The sequence below is a fragment of the Nitratireductor sp. XY-223 genome, assembly GCF_004959855.1.
Lineage (GTDB): Bacteria > Pseudomonadota > Alphaproteobacteria > Rhizobiales > Rhizobiaceae > Hoeflea_A.
This window is the reverse complement of record NZ_SPNT01000003.1, coordinates 527,523-543,312: the sequence shown is the minus strand read 5'-3', so window position 1 is coordinate 543,312 and position 15,790 is coordinate 527,523. Positions and strand designations below refer to the sequence as shown.

The 15,790-nt window shown below is 61.0% G+C and carries 19 protein-coding genes; 8 read left to right on the top strand and 11 right to left on the bottom strand.

The genetic code is table 11. The annotated features are described in order from the left end of the window. The first annotated feature begins 526 nt into the window (after positions 1-526). Positions 527-1,135: an NUDIX domain-containing protein gene (locus E4M07_RS14180; protein ID WP_136658994.1), complete on the top strand. Its 609-nt coding sequence runs from the start codon at positions 527-529 to the stop codon at positions 1,133-1,135. Here the strand turns inward: E4M07_RS14180 and pip are convergent. Together pip and E4M07_RS14170 are read right to left on the bottom strand one after the other, a co-directional pair. Continuing rightward, positions 1,123-2,082, bottom strand: coding sequence for a prolyl aminopeptidase (pip, locus tag E4M07_RS14175; protein WP_281404981.1), 960 nt, complete (start codon positions 2,080-2,082; stop codon positions 1,123-1,125). The two genes, E4M07_RS14180 and pip, sit on opposite strands and share 13 nt — an antisense overlap. Positions 2,083-2,222: 140 nt before the next feature. Beyond that, positions 2,223-2,702: a hypothetical protein gene (locus tag E4M07_RS14170; protein ID WP_136658993.1), complete on the bottom strand. Its 480-nt coding sequence runs from the start codon at positions 2,700-2,702 to the stop codon at positions 2,223-2,225. A gap of 251 nt (positions 2,703-2,953) precedes the next feature. Here E4M07_RS14170 and E4M07_RS14165 point away from each other — a divergent pair, with 251 nt between their 5' ends. After that, positions 2,954-4,195, top strand: a complete 1,242-nt coding sequence (locus tag E4M07_RS14165; protein ID WP_136658992.1) for an MFS transporter — start codon at positions 2,954-2,956, stop codon at positions 4,193-4,195. Between the two features lie 8 nt (positions 4,196-4,203). On the opposite strand, the gene E4M07_RS14160 is transcribed toward E4M07_RS14165, so the two are convergent. Continuing rightward, the gene (locus E4M07_RS14160) at positions 4,204-5,619 is read right to left on the bottom strand and encodes an amidase family protein (RefSeq protein WP_136658991.1); all 1,416 of its coding nucleotides are present in this window, start codon (positions 5,617-5,619) and stop codon (positions 4,204-4,206) included. A 28-nt stretch (positions 5,620-5,647) separates the two neighbouring features. Beyond that, positions 5,648-6,328, bottom strand: coding sequence for a winged helix-turn-helix domain-containing protein (locus E4M07_RS14155; RefSeq protein ID WP_136658990.1), 681 nt, complete (start codon positions 6,326-6,328; stop codon positions 5,648-5,650). 65 nt (positions 6,329-6,393) lie between these two features. Here E4M07_RS14155 and E4M07_RS14150 point away from each other — a divergent pair, with 65 nt between their 5' ends. From E4M07_RS14150 to E4M07_RS14140, 3 genes are all read left to right on the top strand, one after another. After that, positions 6,394-6,723, top strand: coding sequence for an NIPSNAP family protein (locus E4M07_RS14150; RefSeq protein ID WP_136658989.1), 330 nt, complete (start codon positions 6,394-6,396; stop codon positions 6,721-6,723). Next, positions 6,720-7,079 carry an antibiotic biosynthesis monooxygenase gene (locus tag E4M07_RS14145; RefSeq protein ID WP_136658988.1) on the top strand — a complete coding sequence of 120 codons (360 nt, stop codon included), beginning with the start codon at positions 6,720-6,722 and terminating at the stop codon, positions 7,077-7,079. The genes E4M07_RS14150 and E4M07_RS14145 overlap by 4 nt, the downstream gene beginning before the upstream one ends. An 84-nt stretch (positions 7,080-7,163) precedes the next feature. Further along, positions 7,164-8,060, top strand: coding sequence for a cation diffusion facilitator family transporter (locus E4M07_RS14140; RefSeq protein ID WP_136658987.1), 897 nt, complete (start codon positions 7,164-7,166; stop codon positions 8,058-8,060). Here E4M07_RS14140 and E4M07_RS14135 read toward each other — a convergent pair. After that, on the bottom strand, positions 8,057-8,461 hold the full coding sequence (locus E4M07_RS14135) for a MerR family transcriptional regulator (protein ID WP_136658986.1): 405 nt from the start codon (positions 8,459-8,461) through the stop codon (positions 8,057-8,059). The genes E4M07_RS14140 and E4M07_RS14135 overlap by 4 nt on opposite strands. 73 nt (positions 8,462-8,534) lie before the next feature. On the opposite strand from E4M07_RS14135, the gene E4M07_RS14130 reads away from it, so the two are divergent. Beyond that, positions 8,535-8,873 (top strand): hypothetical protein, encoded by a 339-nt coding sequence (locus tag E4M07_RS14130; protein WP_206057256.1) that lies wholly within the window; start codon positions 8,535-8,537, stop codon positions 8,871-8,873. Between the two features lie 4 nt (positions 8,874-8,877). Next, positions 8,878-9,114 carry a GDCCVxC domain-containing (seleno)protein gene (locus E4M07_RS14125; RefSeq protein ID WP_136658985.1) on the top strand — a complete coding sequence of 79 codons (237 nt, stop codon included), beginning with the start codon at positions 8,878-8,880 and terminating at the stop codon, positions 9,112-9,114. 24 nt (positions 9,115-9,138) lie between these two features. Here the strand turns inward: E4M07_RS14125 and E4M07_RS14120 are convergent, their stop codons facing one another. Then, complete coding sequence (locus E4M07_RS14120; RefSeq protein ID WP_136658984.1) at positions 9,139-9,543, bottom strand: hypothetical protein; 405 nt, start codon at positions 9,541-9,543, stop codon at positions 9,139-9,141. Positions 9,544-9,636: 93 nt separating this feature from the next. Here E4M07_RS14120 and E4M07_RS14115 point away from each other — a divergent pair, with 93 nt between their 5' ends. Next, positions 9,637-10,014, top strand: a complete 378-nt coding sequence (locus E4M07_RS14115; protein ID WP_136658983.1) for a helix-turn-helix domain-containing protein — start codon at positions 9,637-9,639, stop codon at positions 10,012-10,014. Between the two features lie 15 nt (positions 10,015-10,029). On the opposite strand, the gene E4M07_RS14110 is transcribed toward E4M07_RS14115, so the two are convergent. Genes E4M07_RS14110 through E4M07_RS14090 form a run of 5 tightly spaced genes read right to left on the bottom strand, consistent with a single transcriptional unit; the run spans position 10,030 to position 15,559 of the window. After that, positions 10,030-11,022, bottom strand: a complete 993-nt coding sequence (locus E4M07_RS14110; RefSeq protein WP_136658982.1) for an oligopeptide/dipeptide ABC transporter ATP-binding protein — start codon at positions 11,020-11,022, stop codon at positions 10,030-10,032. Then, positions 11,019-11,996: an ABC transporter ATP-binding protein gene (locus tag E4M07_RS14105; RefSeq protein ID WP_136658981.1), complete on the bottom strand. Its 978-nt coding sequence runs from the start codon at positions 11,994-11,996 to the stop codon at positions 11,019-11,021. Before E4M07_RS14105 ends, E4M07_RS14110 begins: the two co-directional genes overlap by 4 nt. Positions 11,997-12,000: 4 nt before the next feature. Further along, entirely contained in the window at positions 12,001-12,942 is a 942-nt protein-coding gene (locus E4M07_RS14100; protein ID WP_136658980.1) for an ABC transporter permease, read from the bottom strand. Beyond that, positions 12,939-13,916, bottom strand: coding sequence for an ABC transporter permease (locus E4M07_RS14095; protein ID WP_136658979.1), 978 nt, complete (start codon positions 13,914-13,916; stop codon positions 12,939-12,941). The genes E4M07_RS14100 and E4M07_RS14095 overlap by 4 nt, the downstream gene beginning before the upstream one ends. A gap of 50 nt (positions 13,917-13,966) precedes the next feature. Then, a complete protein-coding gene (locus E4M07_RS14090) occupies positions 13,967-15,559 on the bottom strand; it encodes an ABC transporter substrate-binding protein (protein WP_136658978.1) in 1,593 nt (530 codons plus the stop codon). Positions 15,560-15,790 lie beyond the last annotated feature (231 nt).

Genomic DNA, 15,790 nt, shown 5'->3' with positions numbered 1-15,790 from the left:
TCCACAGACCGGAAGGTCCGCTAACCGCGTGCTGTTATCGCACATGCATTCGCTTTCACAGCGCCCTGTGTGCCTCACGGTTTTCCGGTCGGGGCGTTGGAAACGTTCCTGGCCGGGCCGTTCACAGGATGTTGGGCGATCCGATCAATTGTCTCCCAATCGGCGGTCAGGAATTGTCCGGACCCAACGCGTACATATTGCGCCGAAAACGCCAGATCTGTCGAGTCGAAGTATTCCACAGTGGATAACTCAGGGGATAAGAATCCGCCGCAACGGCTTATGCCATTGATCCGAAAAGCGATAAGATTTTTCGGAAAAATTTCAGCCGGTCTTCGGCGGTACCGCCGCGGCCATCATGAAGCAAAACCCGACGACATTTTCCAAGGAATTGGCGAAGGCTGTGCATCGGATTTCGACCGCCTTGTTGCCGCGGGAAACATTGTTTGCCGGCAATTGACTCGGGCCACCGGCTGTGGTCACTCATGCCGTCCCACGTCTTGGGTATCAAAGCGGGATCGATCCGACCATGACAATCACAGACAATTTGCGGCTGCACGGCACGGAGATCCTACACGAGGGCTGGTCCCGCCTGACCCGAACGACATTCGAGCACAGGCGGCGCGACGGAAACTGGCAGGTTCTGACGCGCGAGGTCTTCGATTGCGGACACGGTGCGACCATCCTCCTTTACGATCCGGACCGGCGCACGGTCATCCTGGTCCGCCAGTTGCGCTATGCGGCCTATCGCGAAGGATATGACGACCTGATGATCGAAACGCCCGCCGGCTTGCTCGACGGTGCATCGCCGGAGGAGCGCATTCGCGTCGAGACCGAGGAAGAAACCGGCTATCGCATCGGCGAGCTCAGGAAAGTGTTCGAGGCGTTCATGAGCCCCGGCGCCGTCAGCCAGAAGATCCACTGTTACGTCGCGCCCTACGCGCCCCGCGACCGCGTGTCAGCCGGAGGCGGCCTTGTCGGCGAAGGCGAAGATATCGAGGTGCTCGAACGCGATTTCGATGAGGCTTATGCGATGATCTGCGACGGGCGCATCCAGGACGACAAGACCATCATGCTGTTGCAATATGCGGCACTCAATCTCTTCGCGGATCAGGCCCGGGCCGATCAGGTGGTCTGATCGGCGAACCGGTCTGTCGCGAGGATGGTCTGGTGCAAGATGCCCGGTTCGTTGTAGGCGTGCCCTGCTCCGTCCACCAACTGCAGATCGGCCTCCGGCCAGGCCCGGTGCAGATCCCAGGCGGTCCGCGCCGGGGTCACGACATCGTAGCGCCCCTGGACGATCACGCCCGGAATGTCCTTGATCCTGTGCGCGTCGCGCAGGATCTGGGCATCCTTGAAGAAGCCCTTGTTGATGAAATAGTGGTTCTCGATGCGAGCGATGGCGAGGGCAAACTCGTCCGATCCGTGCAACTCGCTTAGTTTCTTGTCCGGCATCAGCCGGATCGTCTCGCCTTCCCAAAGGCTCCAGGCCCGTGCGGCCTCGATGCGTGCCTCCTCATCGGTGCCGGTCAGGCGCTTGTGGTAGGCGGCAATGAGATCGCCGCGCTCCTCTTCCGGAATGGGATCGACAAAGCGTTGCCACTTGTCCGGAAAGAGCCAGGAGGCGCCGTCCTGGTACAGCCAGAGCAATTCCGACCGCCTGGCGGTGAAGATACCGCGCAGAACCAGTTCGGAAACGCGCTCGGGATAGGTCTCGGCATAGGCAAGAGCCAGCGCGCTTCCCCAGGAGCCGCCCAGAACAAGCCAGCGGTCGACCTCGAATTTCATGCGCAGCGACTCTATGTCGTCGACGACATGCCAGGTGGTGTTGGAATCAAGACTGGCGTGCGGCGTCGAGCGGCCGCAGCCCCGCTGGTCGAACAGCAGGACCCGGTAGCGATCCGGATCAAAGAGGCGCCGGTGGTCTTCCGTGCAGCCGGCACCCGGTCCGCCGTGCAGGAATATTGCCGGCTTCCCGGCCGGGTTGCCGCACAATTCCCAGTAGATTTCGTGTCCGTTGCCGACGTCGAGCATGCCCGAATTATACGGCTCGATCGGCGGATAGGCCTTGCGCAATTTGGTCACCCCCTGCTGCAATCGGCGTTAGCCGGTGCGTTGCGAATCCCGTCTGATACAGGATTCTACAATCTGCATATTGCAACATACTTAAAGCGTCGCCATCGCGCAAAACGACAGGGATGACCGGCGCTTAAGGGTCTGAAGTGTCAGCGCATAATCTCAAGAAACGCAAAGCCGCCCGCGGTCAGGGCCGCGTAGGAGCCGAAGATCGCGACGACGGAAGCGACCATGCAGATCCGCCCCCACTGGGACAGGAAACGGGATCTTGCGCTGTCGTGGATGAACGGCTCTTCGAAGTCGACCGTCTGCTCGAACAGCGCGTGCGCGTGCAGATACTGACGAAGCCAGGACAGGCCCGGGACCATCACACACAGCAAGATGGCGGCAAAAAACCACGCGAGAATAATCGCCAGATCACCGATTCCGGCACCGACCTGCGAATGGTTGGAGGAATAGAACACCACTGCACAGGCAGAGCCGACGGCGGCGGCCAGCGCCGGAGCCGCGACTGCCGACATTTCCAGCAGGCCGATTCGCTCCAACTGCTCACGAAGATTGTCGCTGTGCTGTATCTGGGCGTCCTTGCCGCCCTCGAGTATCAAAGCCAGTTCGCTACCATTGGCCACGGTCTTACTCCCAACAATGTGTTCCCACGGCATGCCCCACGAGACCAAGGGTGGCCCGAGAAATAGGCACGGATGTGGTTATTGCCGGTGGTGGCGGATCAAACTTGCTTACAGTGTTAAATATTTCGGGGGTCCGTCCACCGCGTCCCAGAGGCAACGGTCAGGTTCTCAGCGGCCTTCGGCGGTCTCATTCTTTTCGAGCTTGTCGCGAGACTCTGCTAACATTGCCGGCAAAACAACGAGGGATCGTCATGTCACCCGTCGCAAAGTTCGCCCTGCTTGCCGTCGTGTTTGTCGACCTGATCGGCCAGGGGCTGGTCTTTCCGATCATCAATGAACTGGTGATGGATCCGAAACTGACCTTTCTTCCGGTCTCATCCTCGGATGCGACGCGCCACTTCGACTACGGCCTTGTCATCGGCATCTTCTTCCTGTGCTGGTTCTTCGGCGGCGTCTATGTCGCAAAGCTCTCCGATACGATCGGCCGCAAGCCCGCCATCATGATCTGCCTGTTCGGGGCGCTGATCGGTTATGCGATCACCATTTTTTCACTGTTCGCCGACAGCCTTTGGCTTCTGATCCTGGGCCGTGGCATCACCGGTTTCACCGCCGGCAACCAGCCGATCGCGCAGGCGGCAATGATTGACGCCAGCCGGACCGACGAGGAAAAAGCGCGCAACATGGGCTACATCGTCACCGGCATCAGCGCCGGCCTCGTCGGCGGGCCGATCATCGGCGGCGTTCTTTCCGATCCGGCCATTTTGGGAAGCTTCGCAAGCATCAAGATGCCGTTCTACGGCGCGTTCGTCCTGGTGCTCGTCACAATCCTGCTCGTGCAATTCACCTACAAGGACGTCAAGACGAAGCGCGAGAAACTGGAGATCAGACCGCTCGAGGTGTTCACGCAGTTGGTCCGCATTCGCGAAAAGCCGGTCGTGATGCGTCTTTACACCGTGTTCCTCAGCTTCATGTCCGCCAATGTGCTGTTCTACGTCTTTATGGACAATTACCTGAGCAGCGAGTTCCAGATCGGCCTGTTCGGCACGAACATGGCGATGATGGTCCTTGGAGCGGCATTGGCGACGTCGAGCACATTCCTTGTCTCGCCTGTGTTGGGGCGCTTCGGAAAGCTGCCGGTGATCACCACGGTCACCTGCACAATGGCATTGAGCGGCGCCCTCTTTGTTCTCACTCCGGTGCCGGCGCTTAGCTACGTCTTCATTGCCACGTTCTATTTCGGGTTCGGTATCGCCTACCCGGCGCTGCTGGGGCTGTTTTCAGCAAGCGTTTCGGATGAAGAACAGGGCTGGGTCATGGGCATTACGACCGCGGCCTTCACACTTGCGGCCGGTGTCTTTTCCCTGATCGGCGGGCTGCTCATGGCCGTTGACCTGCGCCTGCCGTTTTATATCTGCATCGCCGCGGCACTGCTGGCACTGGTGCTTATCCGCACGGCGTGGCGGCATCCGGATATCGACGCCATCGCGCGATAGAGAACCGGCTAGCCGCGCTCGAACAGCCGTTCGGCCATGATGCCGACCCGCTGTTCAACAGCCTCACAGGCGTCCAGAATGAGATCCTCGCGGAAGCGGCGGCCGACGATCTGAACGCCGACCGGCAGCCCGTCATTGTAGTTCGCCGGCACGTTTCCGGCCGGCAGTCCCATAAAGTTCATGGAGTAGCCGTAAACCGAGGAGCCGAGCGCATCGGTCACGCCCTCCACGCCCCCGGTGTCGCAGTCCCATGCGTAGGTCGGATGCGGCAGGAACGGTGTGAGCACCAGCGGGTATTCCTCAAGGAAGAGTGACCATTCGCGGGCATAATGGGTGCGCTTGGCGAGGCCGCGCAGGAGATCTTCGCCCTCATAGGCGCCGAAATATTCGAAGTAATCCCTGAAGATCGCGTTTATCGTCGCGCTTCCGTAGGTCTCGATATCCTTGCCCATCAGCTTCCTGACCTCGCCGAACAGACACTTGCCCGCTTCGCGGGCGATCTCGCGCACCAGCGGCGGTTCCGTCTCGACGATCTGGTAGCCGGCGTCCGCGAGCGCGTCGCGCGCCGTATCGAGCGCCGTCTCGACCGCCGGATCGAGGTCGAACTCGAAAGTGTTCTTCGTGAATGCCACGTTGACCGGCCCGTCGAGCGGCGTGCCGTCGAAGGGCAGCGGCACCATCCACGGATCCTGCGGCCGCGGCCGTACGAGTTCGCGCATGGCGAGGCGAACATCGCGGACTTCCCGGGCAATCACGCCCTGAACGGACATCAGCTGCGCCAGCAGCCCACGTTCCGCGGGCGCGGAGGGATTGTAGGCCGGCACGCGCCCGAGGCTGGGTTTCACCGATGTCGCGCCGGTCGCGGCCGGCGGAAAGCGCAACGATCCGGCGATGTCGTTGCCGTGGGCCAACGCGCCCATGCCGGACATGACCGCCGCTGCCGCACCGCCGGAAGAGCCGCCGGCGGTGGCCCAGTCGTTCCATGGATTGAACGTGCGGCCGTGCAGTTCGTTGACCGTTGTCACCCGGAAGGAGAACTCCGGCGTGTTGGTGCGTCCGATGACAATGGCGCCCGCCTTCTTGAAATTCGTCACGACGGGCGAGTCGGCGGGTGCGACAACGTCCTTCAACGCGGTGACGCCGTTCGGTGTCGCCTTGCCCGCCTGGTCGACATTTTCCTTGATCGTCACCGGCACGCCATTCAGCGGGCCGACCGGGCCCGAGCGCCGCATCCGCGCATCCATCGCCTCGGCTTCGGCAATGGCCTCGTCGCCGAATTCGTCCACCACGGCGTTGACCGCACCGTTGCGTTTCCGCATGCGCTCGACCGCCGCGGTCACCGCCTCGCTGGCCGAAACCTCGCCCGCGGCGATCGCTTCGGCAAGTTCGCAGGCACCCAACTGCCAGAGGGGACGTTCGGTCATCTGCTTCCTCCAGGTTCGCTTTCGGCCACTAGACCGCAAATGTCTTGAGAAAATCCTGCTCGCCCTTGCGGTTGAAGGAAATCACGCGTGAATTCTCCTCCCGCCTCGCCCAGCCGAGTGTATAGATGCGGTCGAGCAGTGCCGTGCCGAGGGAGCCGGCAAGATGGGTCCGGCGCGCGCTCCAGTCGAGACAGGACAGGCAAAGCGGCCGGCGCAGCGTGGAAAGCGCATCAAGGTCGATGCCGAATTCCCGGACGAAGGCGGCACCCCGGTCGGTGAGATCGATGTCCTCCCCCTCCTCGCGAACGAAGCCGTTGGCCTTCAGGCTATCATGCAGCCTGACACCCAGTTCGCCGGCCAGGTGATTGTAGCAGACGCGCGCCCTGCGCAGCGCCGGATCCCTGGGGCCGGTTCTGGCGCGGACATGGCCGCATTTTGCCGCCAGCCCCATCAGAGCCTCCAGTACGCCCCCGACATCATCGTTTGCGAGCGAGATATAGCGGTGCCTTCCCTGCTTGCGCTGGCGCGTCAGGTTGGCCGCCTCCAGTTTCGACAGATGAGAGCTCGCGGTTTGCGGCGTTATTCCCGCCTCCGCGGCAAGCTCGCTTGCGGTCAGCGCCTTGCCGCTCATCAGCGCTGTCAGCATGTTGGCGCGCGCGGGATCACCGATAAGCGCGCCGATCATGGCAATGTCCGGACCTTCTTTCATAGTTCGACCATAGTCGAAGCATTCCAGCAATGCAATGTGGGATGATGGGTGAAAGGAGGCCCGTCATGATCACCTGTTTCATCCGATACCATATCGACCCGACAAAAAAACCGCAGTTCGAGGAATATGCCCGCAACTGGGGCCAGGCCATTCCGCGATGCGGCGCGGACTTGATTGGCTATTTCGCGCCGCATGAGGGGTCTGCCACCCTCGCCTACGGCATCTATAACATCGAAAGCCTGGCCGCTTACGAGACCTATCGCGGCCGGCTGGCCGGCGACCCGCTCGGCAGAGAAAACTACGCTTTCGCGATGAAGGAGAAATTCCTGTTGCGCGAGGACAGGACATTTCTCAAACTGGCCTCAGCGCCGCACAGCCCGATGGTGAACCCATGATCGCAGTCATCTTCGAAGTCGAACCGCATCTGGAGCGGCGTGAGGAGTATCTCGACATCGCCGCCGCTCTCCGTCCCGAGCTGGAGAAGATAGACGGGTTCATTTCGATCGAACGTTTCCAGAGCCTGACGGACGAGAACAAGATCCTGTCGCTGTCGTTTTTCCGCGACGAGGAGGCACTCAGGGACTGGCGCAATCGCGCGGCCCACCGTTCTGCACAAAACAAGGGCCGCACGGAGATCTTCCGCGATTACCGGTTGCGCATCGCCGGCGTGATCCGCGACTACGGCATGAACGACCGTGCGCAGGCGCCGGACGACAGCCGCAAAGCGCACGGTGTTTCGGCGGAGCAATGAGGCGGCGGTGCTTGCAATGAATGTCAAAGCCGTGACATAGCTTGCCGCCGACACCACTGGAACAAAGCAAACGGCCGGACGATTGTGAGCAGCAAAAACCGCATAACCAATCTCGCCGGTTGGTCCATCGCGGTCGCAGGTCTGGTGCTGATCCTCAAGACCCTCGCCTGGTGGATTACCGGCTCCGTTGCGCTGTTTTCCGACGCGCTGGAATCGGTCATCAACGTCGTCACGGCGTCCCTCGCCTGGCTCGCCATCCGCATCAGCCACGTCCCGGCCGACAAGCGACACCCCTTCGGGCACTACAAGGCCGAGTATTTCTCGGCCGTTGTTGCCGGTGTGCTGATCGTCGTGGCCGCCCTTCTCATCTTCACCGAAGCCGTTTCGGCACTGGCAAATCCGCATGCTCTCAATGAGCCGGCATCCGGGATGGCCGTCAACGGCCTCGCGGCGGTCATCAACGGGCTCTGGGCCTGGCGCCTGATCCGCGAAGGTCGCCGCTCCCGATCGCCGGCCCTTTCCGCCGATGGCCGGCATATCATGGTGGATGTCGTCACATCGGCCGGGGTGATCGTCGGGCTCGGCCTGGTTCTCGCCACAGGCTGGCTGTTCCTGGATTCGCTGATCGCCATTGGTATCGGCATCAACGTCCTTCTGGAGGGCTGGAAGGTGATCCGGTCATCGGTGGATGGGCTGATGGACAGCGCGCTCGACGAGACGGAGACCGAACGGATACGGCAGACCATCCTTGCAAGCGCCACCGGGGCGTTGGAGGTTCACGACATAAAGACACGCAGCGCCGGGCACGTCTCCTTCATCGAGTTCCACCTGGTTGTCGATGGCCGGATGAGCGTTGCGGACTCGCACGCGATCTGCAATCGTGTCGAGGCAGCGCTTGCCGAGGCGATCCCCGGATCGAACATCACGATCCATGTCGAACCGGACGAAGAGAGCAAACGGGACGGGCTGACGATCGGCTAAATTACGGTCGATGGTTCGCGCCCGTAGAGCTCTTGCAAAAGTGCACACTGCGCATCGTCGGGATGACATTTTGAAATCAGCAGGTCGAGTTCCTGCTCCAGAACCGACAAATCAGCAATTTTCTGGCGAACCGAATTGAGATATTCCCGGGCGATTACCTGCGCACTGCCACACGGCGTATCCGACTTTGTAAGTGAAAGCAGGGTTCGGGTGTCGCGAATGGGAAATCCGTACTCCCGGCAATGCCTGACAAATCTCATGCGCGCGATGTCATCGTCGCTGTAAATGCGCCGGCCACTTTCGGTTCTTTCCGCCTTTGGCAACACGCCCTCGCGCTCATAATAGCGAATGGTCTCGATATGGACTCCGCTTAATTCCGAGGCCTTGCCGATGGAATGCATTTCGATGGTCCTTGATCCTGTAGTCGCTACAGCTTGTATACACTGTCGACAGACCCAAATCACCATCAGGAGCTTGAGCGAATTGGAAGGCATGGGACTTGCAAAAACCGGGCTTTGGGGATCGATCATCGCACTGATCACCGCCGCCTGCTGTGTCTTGCCGCTGATATTGATTATGATCGGCCTCGGAGGCAGTTGGGTTGCCGTTATCGGGGGCATTGCCGCCGCCGGATACTATATCGCTGCGGCCGCGGCCTTGCTGGTCGCACTCGCCTGGTTCGTGGCAATCAGGCGTCATGCCAGTCGCACCGTCTACGGCACGCTGGCAACCGGAACGGCGATCACGTTCGTTGCATGGATCGTCCTGATGAACGAAACGCGCATAAACAACTTTCTGATCGGTCTCATGTAGGACAATGACTGGAACCAAACCGATCCTCGAATCAGAAATTACGTGCCCGCAGTGCGGACATGTCTCGCGCGAGATCATGCCGACGGACGCCTGCCAATGGTTCTACGACTGCAAGGGCTGCGGCGTCCTGCTCAGTCCCAGGGAAGGCGATTGTTGCGTCTTCTGCTCCTACGCGACGGTCCCCTGCCCGCCGGTTCAGGAAGGCACGGATTGCTGCGACAGCAGCGCGCCGGAAATCTGAGCGTCTGTCGCATTCGCCGTAACACTAGCCTTTCAACCATCCAAGCGCGTCGGCCCGCGTGCCGAAATAGCCTGTCGGGAAGTCGGCCGGTCCCTCGTTGGCGGGCGGTGCGCCAATGGCCGGCATGCCGCCCGGCATTATGAAAGCGAATTTGCGCATACCGGCGGCGTTGTAGCGCGGGATGATATTCTCGTCCCGCCAGCCCATGTTCATCTTCGCCATGTCCATGCGGAACTGGACGGCATCGACGAGCCCGCACGCCCGGCCGCATTGTTCGACGTGACCGGCATAGACGGACAGGAAGGTGTTGAAATCGTCGCCCGCCATCGCGGAAGTGGTGTCGAACCAGCGGATTTCGACGCAACCGCCCGCCGGCCGGTCGATGATATCGCCCCAGCGGTCGGTGTGGACAATTCGCGCTTCGGTCATGCGCTTCTCCCTCGGACAGCAATCGGTGTCGCCAATTCAACGGATGGGCGGTATAAAAAGTCAATCAGGCACAAAAAGTATACCGGGTGTGACATGGATGAACGCGGCCGCGAACTCGTCGACCAGGTCGAGACACTGATGAAAGTCATCGGCGCGAAATGGAAGCCGGCGATTATGTTCTGCCTGGTGTTCGGCGGGCGGCAGCGCTTTTCGGAACTGCGGCGGCAACTGCCCGATATCACGCAACGCATGCTGACGCTCAGATTGCGGGAAATGGAGCGCGACGGTCTTGTACACCGCACCTATCACGAGGAAGTGCCGCCGCGGGTCGAATATGAGGTGACCGAACTGGGTCGGTCGCTGCACCCGTTCTACAAGTCGCTATGCGATTGGGGGCAGGAACACGCACAGGCCATTAAGGCAGCAAACGGTGCTTATCGTCCGCCGCCCAAACCAAATCCCTACGCATAAGACACCGACAACGGATCAGACACGGCCCTCGTCGACCGCGAAACAGGCGGTTTCCGTCGTTCCGTGAAGCTTGAGTTCCGGCTTCTCGCTCAGGCACCGATCGTTGGCGAGCGCACAACGCGGATGGAAAGCGCAGCCGGACGGCGGATCGATCGGATTGGGGATCTCGCCCTCGACAGGCTTGCGGGCGCGTCCGGTCATCTCCAGGTCCGGAACCGCATCGAGCAGCATCTTGGTGTAGGGATGCTGCGGATCCTTGAACAGCGTCTTGCCTTCCGCGACTTCGACGAGGCGGCCGAGGTAAAGCACGCCGATGCGGGTCGCCATGTGCCGCACCACGGAAAGGTCGTGGCTGATGAAAAGATAGGTCAGTCCGAACTCGTCCTGCAGATCGCGCATCAGGTTGAGGATCTGCGCCTGGACGGAGACATCGAGCGCCGACGTCGGCTCGTCGCAGACTATGAATTCGGGCTGCGCCGACAGGGCGCGCGCGATGGCGATACGCTGGCGCTGGCCGCCGGAAAACTCGTGCGGATATTTCGCCCCGTCGCCGGATGACAGGCCCACGGTTTCCAGCAGTTCGTCGACACGGGTTTGCCAGCGCGCCGCCTCGCCCTCCAGGCCGAAGGTGCGGATCGGCTCGGCAATGATGTCCTTGACACGCCAGCGCGGATTGAGGCTGGCGAACGGATCCTGGAAGATCATCTGGAAGCGGCTCCTGAGCTGGCGCATCGAGGAGCTGCCCTGTGTCGCGACGTTCTTGCCGTCGAAACTGATCTGCCCGCCGCTCGGCCTGATGAGGCCGACGATGAGCTTTGCAATGGTCGACTTGCCGGAGCCGGATTCGCCGACAAGCGCGAAGGTCTCACCCTTCCGTATCTCGAATGTCACGTCGTTGACGGCGACGAGAAACTTCTTCTCGTCACGCTCGAGAACGCGGTTCAGCCAGGGCTTGGAGACGTCGAAGACGCGGCTGAGGTGTTCGACATTGACCAGGGCTTCGGTCATGGCCGGCCTCCTTCGTCATAGAGCAGGCAGGCAACTTCACGGTCCTCGTGCCTCTCACAGGCGGGCTGCACGCTGAAGCAGCGGTCAAAGGCCTTCGGACAACGCGGGCTGAATGCGCAACCGGGCGGAATATCCGTCAGGCGGGGCATGGAACCCGGTATCTGCGTCAGCCTGTCGGAATCGTGCATCAGAGTCGGGATCGATCCCATCAGCCCCTTCGTATAGGGGTGGCGGGCATCCTGAATGACGTCGCGCACAGGGCCGATCTCCGCCAGGCGGCCGGCATACATGACCGCGACGCGGTCGGCGGCCTCGGCGATCACGCCCATGTCGTGGGTGATCAGCATCACCGAACTGCCGTGCTCGGCGCACATGTTCTTCAGCACGTCGATGATCTGCGACTGCACCGACACGTCGAGCGCCGTCGTCGGCTCGTCCGCAATCACCAGTTCCGGCTCGGCGCACAGCGCCAGCGCAATGACGACACGCTGTCGCATTCCGCCGGAGAACTGGTGCGGATAGTCGTCAATGCGCCGCGAGGCCGCGGGAATGCCGACCTCGTCCAAAAGGCCGATCGCCCGTTCGCGTGCATCGCGCTCGCTGAGCTTCAGATGCGTGCGAATGGTCTCGATCAGCTGCTCGGCGATCGTATAGAGCGGATTGAGCGATGTCAGCGGATCCTGGAAGACCATGCCGATGCGCTTGCCCCGCACCTTGCGCATCGCCTCCAGCGGCAGATTGTCGATGCGCTCGCCGGCGAGCTCGATCGATCCGCCGGCAATGTGTCCGGGCGGTTCGATAAGACCGATGATGGCCGAGCCTGTCATGGATTTTCCGGCGCCGGATTCGCCCACAACACCGAGGACTTCGCCGCGGCCGATGTCGAAGCTCACGCTGTCGACGGCGGTGAGGATACCCTTGCGGGTCGGGAACTCGACCACGAGATCGCGGACCGAAAGGAGAGCGTCACTCATGGGATCACCTCAGCCGCGGATTGAGCGCATCGCGCAGCCAGTCGCCAAGGAGATTGACGGCCAGCACGAGGATGGCGAGCGTGATGCCTGGGAAAATGGTGATCCACCATTCGCCGGAGAACAGGAAGTCGTTGCCGATGCGGATCATGGTCCCGAGCGACGGCTGGGTCGGCGGTATGCCGACGCCGAGGAACGACAGGGTTGCCTCGGTAATGATGGCGAGCGCCAGGTTGATCGTGGCGATCACCAGCACCGGCCCCATCACGTTCGGCAGGACATGCCGGGCCATGATCTTGATCGGGTGCAGCCCGATCAGACGCGCGGCCTGGACGTATTCCTTGTTTTTCTCGACCAGCGTCGAAGAGCGGACCGTTCGCGCGTACTGCACCCAGAAGGACAGACCGATGGACACCACCAGCACGTAGAACGCCGATTGTTCGCGGTCGATGCCGCCGAGCACACTGCGCACCGAGCCGTCGATCAGCAGCGCGATCAGGATGGCCGGAAAGGTCAGCTGCACGTCGGCGATGCGCATGATGATCGAATCCGTGCGACCGCCCGCATAGCCGGCCAGCAGCCCAAGCGATATGCCGAGAATGGCCGCAAAGACCACGGATGCGAAGCCGACCGCCAGCGAGATGCGCGACCCGTAAAGGATGGTCGACAGGATGCCGCGTCCCTGGTCGTCGGTGCCGAGCAGGAAGCGCGGATCGCCTCCCTCCTCCCAGGCCGGCGGCGTCAGAGAATCGAGCAGTGAGAGCGTCGCGAGATCGAACGGGTTGTGCGGCGCGATCAGCGGCGCGAACAGGGCGCTCAGGAAGATGAACAGCGTCACGATCGCCGCGACGATGGTGATCCTGGAACGCTTGAACGAGTGCCAGATGTCGGAGTCGAGTGCACGGGCCAGAAAACCGGGACGTGCCATTTCCTGTGTTTCCGTGCTCATGCCTCAGCCCCTCCGATGCGGATGCGCGGATCGACGACGACATAAAGCAGGTCGACGATCAGGTTGATGGCGACGAACAGGAAGGCGATCAGCAGCAGATAGGCGGACATGATCGGAATATCGACGTTCTGCACCGCTTGCAGGAACAAAAGACCCATGCCCGGCCACTGGAAAACCGTCTCGGTGATGATGGCGAAGGCGATGATGGATCCGAGCTGCAGACCGGTGATGGTAATGACCGGGATGAGCGTGTTCTTCAGCGCGTGACCGAAATGGATGGCGCGGTCCTTGAGCCCGCGGGCCCGCGCGAACTTGATGTAGTCGGTGCGTAGCACTTCGAGCATCTCGGAGCGCACGAGGCGCATGATGAGCGTCATCTGGAAAAGACCGAGTGTGATCGACGGCAGGATCAGTGCTTTGAGGCCGGAGACCGTCAGGAATCCGGTCGTCCACCAACCGAGATCGACCACCTGGCCGCGGCCGAAGCTCGGAAGCCATTGCAGGTTCACCGAGAAAATGAAGATCAGCAGAATGCCGATCAGAAAGGTCGGCAGCGAAATGCCGATCAGCGACACCGTCAGAAACAGTTTCGACAGGAAGCTCTCGCGGCGCAAGGCCGTGTAGACACCCATGGGTATGCCGGCCAGCAAAGCGAAAAGCGCGGAAACAAAGGATAGTTCCAGCGTCGCCGGAAGGCGTTCGCTAAGCAGCACGGCGACCGGGCGCTTGAACTGGTAGGAAATCCCGAGATCGCCCTGCGCCGCCTTGGAAACGAAGTTCCAGAACTGCACCGGCAGCGGATCGTTGAGGCCGAGTTGCTCGCGCAGCTTGGCGCGTTCCTCCAGGGTGGTTTCAAGGCCGACCATCTGGTCAACAGGATCGCCGACAAAGCGGAACATGACGAAGGCGATGAGGCTGACAACCAGCATCACCACCACCGACTGAACAAGACGTCGAATAACAAAAGCAAGCATGGGGAAATAGTCTTAGGCCCCGGCTTTCGCCGGGGCCCAAAGAAGGCTCTTTATTTCTTGTTGACGTGATAGAGCATGAGAACGTTGTCAGCGCGCTGGACGACGTCGAAGCCGTCCGAGACGCCCCAGGCAAGACCCTGCTGGTGAAGCGGGATATAGGCCGATTCAGCAGTGGTGATCTGATAGGCCTGGGTGATCAGGTCGAGACGCTTGTTCGGATCGTTCTCAACCAGGATCTGCGCGGTCAGCGAATCGACGTCCTCGTTGCAGTAGCCGCCGAGGTTGAACATACCGCCATTGCCGGCCTCGTCACGACAGCCGTGCAGGTTGCTCAGAACGTTCCACGAGTCGAAGGAACCCGGTGTCCAGCCAAGCAGGTAGAAGGACGTGTCGAAACCGCCCGACGCCAGCACCTTGGCGAAGTACTGGGCCTTCGGCTGGGCATTGAGGTTCACCTTGATGCCGACGCGTGCGAGCATCGCGACAACCGCCTGGCAGATCGCCTCGTCATTGACGTAACGGTCGTTCGGGCAGTCCATGCCAACCTCGAACCCGTCCGCATAGCCGGCTTCCTTGAGAAGGTTCTTGGAAGCGTCCGGATCGTAGCCGAGGCGGGCAATCTTGGAGGCGTTGTCGAACATGAACGGCGAGATCATGATTGACGACGGTGTCGACAGGTTACGCATCACCTTCTCTTTGATCGCCTCGATATCGATGGCGTGGTAGAAGGCCTCGCGGACCCGTTGGTCCTTGAACGGGTTCTTCCCCTTGATGTTCGAGTAGAGCAGTTCGTCGCGCATCTGGTCCATGCCAAGGAAGATGGTGCGCAGCTCCGGACCGGTCAGCGCCGCGGTTGCGGCGTTGTCGTTGACGCGTTTGATGTCCTGAACCGGGATCGGATAGACGAGGTCCATTTCACCGGACAGCAGCGCGGCAACGCGCGTCGCATCCGATGCGATGGTTGCGAACTCGATCGTGTCGACATTGTACTTCTTGTTGGCCGCATCCCACCAGTCCGGATTGGCTGCCAGCGTCGTCTTCACGCCGGCGTCGTGATTGGTGATCTTGAACGGACCCGTTCCGTTGGCCTGCAGCGAAATGGTCGTGGCAGACTGGTCGGAAGCCGACGTCACGCGAACGGAGTCGTTGGCCTCGGCCCATTCCTTGTCGATGATGCCCCAGGTGTCCCACTCATAGTGAAGGATCGGGTTCGGCGACGTCAGGACGACATCCACAGTGTGGTCGTCGACGATCTCAAATTTCGCGTCCGCCGGGATGCGGGTCTTCAGGTCCGAACCTTCAGAACGCACACGGTCGGCGGAGAAGACCACGTCTGCGGCAGTGAAATCATTGCCGTTGTGGAACTTCACATCCTTGCGCAGATGAAAGCGCCACCGGGTCGGCTCGACGACTTCCCAGCTTTCGGCGAGCGCCGGCCTGATCTGAAGATCCGGCCCGCGCCGGGTCAGACCCTCATAGACGTTGTTCAGAGTTCCGAGCGTAAAGGTCTCGTTGAGCGAATACGGGTCAAGAGACTTGAGCGTACCCTGGAATGCGAATTTGAATGTGTTTTCAGCATAGGCCTGCGTTGCGAGCAGGCCGGTCAGAAGCGTTGCCCCTAGTAAGCTTCTACGAAGTGACATGAAATACTCCCGTTTTTATGGTGGTTCGCATTACCCTCTCGCGAACCTTGGCGGGAGTATAGACACGAAGCCGGAATGAAATCCAGATTATTCGTCCGGCCGGGCGAAACCGTTCCAACATCCGCAATTTCAATAGAAAAAATCGGTCGCCGGAGACAAAAAATTGCCCAATCGGGCGCGTCGCTGTCATTTGATTGCGTCATCGGCGGTATTGCCGACCGGGGAGACTGT